At 37.4% G+C, this 5629-nt stretch carries 10 protein-coding genes; 7 read left to right on the top strand and 3 right to left on the bottom strand.

Annotation, left to right across the window (positions count from 1 at the left end):
- The first annotated feature begins 339 nt into the window (after positions 1-339).
- Together NYF15_RS14355 and NYF15_RS14360 are read left to right on the top strand one after the other, a co-directional pair.
- A complete protein-coding gene (locus NYF15_RS14355) occupies positions 340-1167 on the top strand; it encodes a hypothetical protein (protein WP_371353900.1) in 828 nt (275 codons plus the stop codon).
- Entirely contained in the window at positions 1167-1919 is a 753-nt protein-coding gene (locus NYF15_RS14360; RefSeq protein ID WP_371353901.1) for a hypothetical protein, read from the top strand. The genes NYF15_RS14355 and NYF15_RS14360 overlap by 1 nt, the downstream gene beginning before the upstream one ends.
- 31 nt (positions 1920-1950) lie before the next feature.
- On the opposite strand, the gene NYF15_RS14365 is transcribed toward NYF15_RS14360, so the two are convergent.
- Together NYF15_RS14365 and NYF15_RS14370 are read right to left on the bottom strand one after the other, a co-directional pair.
- Positions 1951-2718: a toll/interleukin-1 receptor domain-containing protein gene (locus tag NYF15_RS14365; protein ID WP_371353902.1), complete on the bottom strand. Its 768-nt coding sequence runs from the start codon at positions 2716-2718 to the stop codon at positions 1951-1953.
- Positions 2719-2766: 48 nt separating this feature from the next.
- Positions 2767-3381, bottom strand: coding sequence for a LexA family protein (locus tag NYF15_RS14370; protein WP_371353903.1), 615 nt, complete (start codon positions 3379-3381; stop codon positions 2767-2769).
- Between the two features lie 189 nt (positions 3382-3570).
- Here NYF15_RS14370 and NYF15_RS14375 point away from each other — a divergent pair, with 189 nt between their 5' ends.
- Both NYF15_RS14375 and NYF15_RS14380 read left to right on the top strand, forming a co-directional pair.
- Positions 3571-3789 (top strand): YdaS family helix-turn-helix protein, encoded by a 219-nt coding sequence (locus NYF15_RS14375; protein ID WP_371353904.1) that lies wholly within the window; start codon positions 3571-3573, stop codon positions 3787-3789.
- Positions 3786-4031 (top strand): hypothetical protein, encoded by a 246-nt coding sequence (locus NYF15_RS14380; protein WP_371353905.1) that lies wholly within the window; start codon positions 3786-3788, stop codon positions 4029-4031. Before NYF15_RS14375 ends, NYF15_RS14380 begins: the two co-directional genes overlap by 4 nt.
- Here the strand turns inward: NYF15_RS14380 and NYF15_RS14385 are convergent.
- On the bottom strand, positions 4009-4320 hold the full coding sequence (locus NYF15_RS14385; RefSeq protein ID WP_371353906.1) for a DUF1889 family protein: 312 nt from the start codon (positions 4318-4320) through the stop codon (positions 4009-4011). The genes NYF15_RS14380 and NYF15_RS14385 overlap by 23 nt on opposite strands.
- 95 nt (positions 4321-4415) lie before the next feature.
- On the opposite strand from NYF15_RS14385, the gene NYF15_RS14390 reads away from it, so the two are divergent.
- The 3 genes from NYF15_RS14390 to NYF15_RS14400 form a co-directional block, all read left to right on the top strand.
- On the top strand, positions 4416-4688 hold the full coding sequence (locus tag NYF15_RS14390) for a helix-turn-helix transcriptional regulator (RefSeq protein ID WP_371353907.1): 273 nt from the start codon (positions 4416-4418) through the stop codon (positions 4686-4688).
- A gap of 9 nt (positions 4689-4697) precedes the next feature.
- Entirely contained in the window at positions 4698-5102 is a 405-nt protein-coding gene (locus NYF15_RS14395) for a hypothetical protein (RefSeq protein WP_371353908.1), read from the top strand.
- Positions 5103-5111: 9 nt separating this feature from the next.
- A partial coding sequence (locus NYF15_RS14400; RefSeq protein WP_371353278.1) for an SAM-dependent methyltransferase occupies positions 5112-5629 on the top strand: 518 nt, incomplete at its 3' end.

Consider the following 5629-nt stretch of genomic DNA (forward strand, 5'->3'; position numbering starts at 1 on the left):
GTATTTATCTGGGTCGATAACGAAACGATAAACTTTATCTATATTTGGCATTTATGTACTTTGCTACGGTTTACTCCATGATTAACAGTTATTATAGAATGAGTAAACTAATAGAATAAATCTATAAATAATAAGATGATTACGAGCCTGCTAAATAGCCGATATTTTTATACCTGTACAAATCACCAGCTTGTTAAAATATGAACGGTGGCTTAACCTCTTCGTTTAAGAAATGGAGTTCTTTTGGCTTTATCAACTTTTAAATTGCCCATAAATAAAGTAATTCAATAAGCTATCTTTATCTCCTGCCTAGTTGTTAATAAAATTAAAGGATTGAAAGTGGAAATCAAACTTGCATTAACAGTCGATAGTGAAACTCATGACCTAGATATGCATTATGGACTGGAAACATTAAAAGGTACTTCTGATGTTACAAGCAAAATTGCTGAATCGATTTTAAGAAAACGAGCGCCCAGCAAAATAACTCACAGGAACACTGTAAGAACAAGACTAAAATACAGCGCAAAAGGCTCTTTTAAGCAAAACTTTACAATTGAAATCAAGGACCCTTTTTTAATAAAAAGAGCCCGAAGAATAGGTAAACCGGCTATTGCGGAAGTAATTCGCTACTTTATTTATGAGGCATTACACATCCATAAAGATGCAGATAACTTATCTGTTATGGCTCAAGAGGTCATTGCTGACATGGAACCTTTTTATGAGCTTTTGATGGAAAAACTACGTGAGCATTTAAAAGATATGCACCAAGTTTCAAAATACTATGGTCATGAGATGACTTTAAGCTACTGCAAGCCAAATGAGCCTATGATTATTGCCAAATTAGATAAAAACACTTCCATTCATCTAACTGAAACGGTAGTTGAAAATAAAGAGCTTGAAATTGAAGCGATAATAAATCGATATAATACTTTCACAGGAACAGGCCGATTGCTTTTAAAAGGCGAGGAGGAAACTGTGCCATTCAGCTTTGCTTCTGATATGCATGCTGTTCGTTTAGAAATAAAAAAAGAAATATCAAAAAATTTAGATACAAATAATGCTAAAAATAATGATGATTTTCAATATGCGAAACTTAGGGTTGCAAGGGCGGTTCGCCCTGCTACGGGGGAAATTGTAAAATATTTAATTAAAGGTGTTTATTATTAATGATAGCTAAAATAGTAATTACATTTTCTATTGCCGTTATTGTTATAGCATGGGTAGTGTATTACTGGTTTTTTGGATTTAACCTAGGCTATAAAATCTCAGAGAATCCAAATGATTGGGCTATTTTTGCAAACTATTTATCAGGTACTTTAACGCCAGTTTTAACTTTTTTTTCTATAGTTTTGCTTATTAGGTCACTTAGAATTCAATTAGCAGCAAACAATACATTAGAAGATGAAGTTAAAAGACAAAAAAAAGCTGAGCAACTTTCAAAATTTGAGTCAAGGCTATTTAAGGCTATAGATTCTCAAAATTTATTGTTCAAAGATTTGGTGCTGGTATTTAATAGCAATAGAGATAAAGCTACTCAGGTTGGGGGAAATGCAGTTGATACTCTAGAAGAGTATCTTCTGGATTTAAAATCTAAAAGTAGTATTACACCTAAAGTTATCGAGTACGCAATTACTGAAGATATTGATGCTTATGGCCATATGTTTTCTATTTTAAGAAAGTTCTATGTAGGGGTTAAATTAATAGATGTTCAACTAACAACAGATAGAGGCTTCTCTGAGTCAGATAAAAATGAGTATTTAGAGCTCTTAATCAACTTCTCTGATTTTGACTTATTAAGGTTAATCATGATTGGAATGAAGTACTGTAAATATTCGATGGCAAAAAGCTTAGCAGAGAATATTCAGCTAAGAAGCACATTAAAAGAATTGGGTTATTTAGATTATTTGAACGAGATATAAAAAGCCCGCTAAATGCGGGCTTTTTAATAACTTATTCAGTCACCCAGCCCTGCTCAATAGCATACAACTTTGTTTTTTCAGTTAATTGGTAAATAGACACAGTACTACCCATTACTAGATGATACTGTCTACTAATAAACTCATCTTTTAATAAATCAGATATATAGATTTCAGCAAATATTTTTGAGCAATTAAGGAGACGCTGGAGATCATTAAAGTCGAAAGCTTCCCGCCCCTGATTATAAAAATCTACCAATTCTTTTAGTAGTTCAGTTTTCTTATCAGCTATGCTTTCTACAGGTTTTTCAGTTACTGATTCAAATGGATTATTACCGACGGGAGGTTCTGCGAATAAGGGGGCTTGATGAATTTCACGTAAGAGGTTATCAAATTGTAATTCAAATTCGTCATCACGAGAAAAGTTAATATGTAAACGAGTCTGCAGAAATGTAGGTACATTGTGAGTACCATTCTGACGAATTAAAGGGATAACTTTGTTGCTATCAATATTCTGCATGTATTCAGAGGTAATAATCATTTTTTCAAACCCTACCCCGCCGAGTCCACTGTTAGCCTTAGTTACATAGTTATCAGTACATACCATAATAATGCGGTCAGACTCAGCAACGCTTCTTTCCATAAAACTACCTAGTTCATCACCAAGGCCTAAACGGAATTGATCTAAAATTGCCTCTACACCTGAATTACGTAAACGTTGAGTTAACTCTAATACCCATTTTTTATGAGCTTGGGTGTCATGGGAGTATGAAATAAATACTTTTGGGACATTAACACTCATTAAAACTTCCTTATTTTTATATATTTAAAGTTTGTTTGTAAGCTCTACCTAAAGAGACTTACCCGTAAAAATCACTTTACCAACCAACGTACAGTTACCATTAATTGGGATGAGTTGCTCAGGCCAGTTGGGGTTGGCGGCTTTGAGGAACTTTTGATTGCCCTCGATGATCAGCTGTTTGAAAGTGGCTTGGTTGTTATCATCTAAGCGGGCAACAACATACGAACCGTGAATGCATTCTGCTTCAGGGTCCACAAAGATTAAATCACCATCATTAAATTTCGGCTCCATGCTGATGCCTTGCACTCGAAGTACAAATGAACGTTCACTGCAATTTACCGGACATAAAAACCTTTCTGCATCGAGTGGGTTCACCTCTGAAATATCCGACCAAGCGCCAGCTTGAACCCAACTAATTAGTGGTAATTGGTGCTTAGCTACAGATGTAGAAGTAGCGTTATCTATTTCACCAATACCAAATTGTAGATATTCAGGTGTGCATTTTAACGCTCGTGCTAGGGATTCAATATTACGTGGGTTCTTGGTCTCACCCTTTTCCAGTTTTTGAATTGAGTTTTGTGCGACACCAACCAATTCTGCTAATTGATATTGTGTAAGATTTAAAGCTTTCCTTAGCTTTTTCACGCGGTTTGCAATATCCATATAATCTCCGAAAGTTGTTATTTTTGAACACATAATCTGTGTGATGAGAAGATTATCACAACTTTTAGTTGTTTTGGTCAAATCTCTATTTTTGGTTTTATTTCCATTCAAACAACCAAAAGTGGTTTACAAACCAATAAAAGAGATCTTATTATATAGAAAAGTGGTTAGCAGCTATTGGAGATTAAAATGTCAGCCATAAAAAAAGCAGTTGAAATAATTGGTGGGCAAACCAAGCTCGCTAATATTTTAGGAACAAAACAATCCGTTGTATTTCACTGGATTAGCCGTCATGGGCAAGCGCCAGCTAAATACATTCCACGCATTTCAGAACTAACGCATGGCCAAGTATCGGTAGACGATTTACTGGCCGATCATCAAAAAACCAACAAGGAGAGTGCTGCATGAATAATGAAATTGAAGTAGCCCCAATTGATGTGATGGACATTAGCGTTCGTACAGAAGCATTAATGGATGACGAGCGTTTTACCATGTCAGAAAAAGTGGCGTTGGCTGCATCAGAGTATAAACATGCGCTAAGCCACGATTACTTTGCTGCTGCGCATGGTGGAGTAGATAAGTTTAAAAACCAGCTTTTTACACTGGTAGATAAATGGTTAGAAGATTTTAACCCTGGTGAGATTGAATGATTTTATCAGCAGTGGTTTCACCCCAGCTTATTGGGCGAACAATTTTAACGGGGCGCCCATCGTTAATGCGCTGTGCTATGTCGGCAAGTTTTTTGGCGTGTTTTTCAGGCCAATTATTTTCGATAGCCAGCGCGAGTACTTCATCTTCACTTAAGGCAATGCCTTTTTTGTGGAGTGCTTTAAATAAGCATTTTGCTTTTGAGTCGTCAACAGGATGGGTGAGGCCATTTGCTGGTGTAAGGCTGCTTGAAAGTGCTTTTATGCAGTCGCTCAAGATTGGGTTTGACATGAGTTTTTCCTTTTTGTTTTGGTTGGTGGTTTTTCGCACTTACAACTTACCAGAACAAAAAGGGATTTTATAGAAATAGGAAAGGAAGATACAGCATGAGTCAATCAAACGTAGCCGATCACTACCGCCGCAATTTACGTGGCGAAGTTATTACCATTAACGACCGTTACTTACGCCCAGCCGATGTAGCAGAAAAGTGCGGTATTCACCGCTCGTCTATTTACCGTTTAATGGAGCGTGGCCAGTTTCCTAAATCGCACAAAGCATCAAGCGGTCGTGTGGTATGGATTGAAGAAGATATAGAGGAATGGATGCGCTTAGGCGCTGAAAAGTTTCACGAGTTTTACGGCCAACATCAAGAAAACTAGGAGCAAACCATGGCAAATGCACTTGTTAAATCAACTGACACTGAAAAACCTGCCCCCCTCAAAGCCGTTGAAGGGCGCAAAGTACCAAAAGGCCTTACTGAAATTAAAGCGCTAATGAGCGATAGAACACGCACGCCTGGATATGTGTTTAATGTGTTGCTAACTGAGCCGCAACGCAGAGCGCTTTGCTCAATAGCAGGGCTTAAGCAACGACACATAAATATGAGCTTTTATCATTTCAACTTACAAGAGCGTGATGCAGTACGTAACGGGATTTTAGCCTTACAAGCGACAGTTGCTGCTTTTACTGATGCCAATGTATTAGGGCGAGAAAACTTTGAAAGAACACCACCTAAATTTGATGCTGTTCCGCATTTGATTGCTGAGCAAAACACTAATACTCAGAAACATTAAGGACTGATTATGAGCTCAACAAATCGCGGAACTGTGCGCAATGCGGATGATTACTATGTAACACCACATTGGCTAATTGAAGATTTTCTAGCGGCCTTTGCTGAAAATAATATTTTGCTTTGTTCACCAGATGAATACCCAAGAGTATTAGATCCAAGTGCAGGCGGTTGTGAACAATACCCAATGAGTTACCCAACGGTATTAGAACAGCACGGCTTTAGTGTTGAAAGCTGGGACATTCGTGAAGATTCACGCGCAGAGATTAGAGGCCGTGATTTTTTAACAACACCAAGTGCATTTTTGCCAACATTCAACATGATCATCACCAACCCACCATTTAAGTTAGCGCAAGAATTTACAGAAAAAGCCCTTGATATGGTTGATGATCACGGCTTAGTAATTATGCTGCAACGCTTAAATTGGCTTGGTAGCCAAAAGCGTAAACCCATGTGGCAACGCTTACCGCTTGCGGCCGTTTATGTTCATAGTAAACGACCAGGTTTCAATCCTGAAAAACCAAGTCAAAC

The sequence above is a fragment of the Pseudoalteromonas sp. 68 DY56-GL68 genome (genome assembly GCF_041414825.1).
Taxonomy (GTDB): Bacteria; Pseudomonadota; Gammaproteobacteria; order Enterobacterales; family Alteromonadaceae; genus Pseudoalteromonas.

Coding starts and splice junctions, on each gene's coding strand:
- NYF15_RS14365 (WP_371353902.1), bottom strand. CDS start 2,718: ATGAGTGTTAATGTCCCAAAAGTATTTATTTCATACTCCCATGACACC.
- NYF15_RS14380 (WP_371353905.1), top strand. CDS start 3,786: ATGAATAATGAAATTGAAGTAGCCCCAATTGATGTGATGGACATTAGC.
- NYF15_RS14375 (WP_371353904.1), top strand. CDS start 3,571: ATGTCAGCCATAAAAAAAGCAGTTGAAATAATTGGTGGGCAAACCAAG.
- NYF15_RS14395 (WP_371353908.1), top strand. CDS start 4,698: ATGGCAAATGCACTTGTTAAATCAACTGACACTGAAAAACCTGCCCCC.
- NYF15_RS14370 (WP_371353903.1), bottom strand. CDS start 3,381: ATGGATATTGCAAACCGCGTGAAAAAGCTAAGGAAAGCTTTAAATCTT.
- NYF15_RS14385 (WP_371353906.1), bottom strand. CDS start 4,320: ATGTCAAACCCAATCTTGAGCGACTGCATAAAAGCACTTTCAAGCAGC.
- NYF15_RS14360 (WP_371353901.1), top strand. CDS start 1,167: ATGATAGCTAAAATAGTAATTACATTTTCTATTGCCGTTATTGTTATA.
- NYF15_RS14390 (WP_371353907.1), top strand. CDS start 4,416: ATGAGTCAATCAAACGTAGCCGATCACTACCGCCGCAATTTACGTGGC.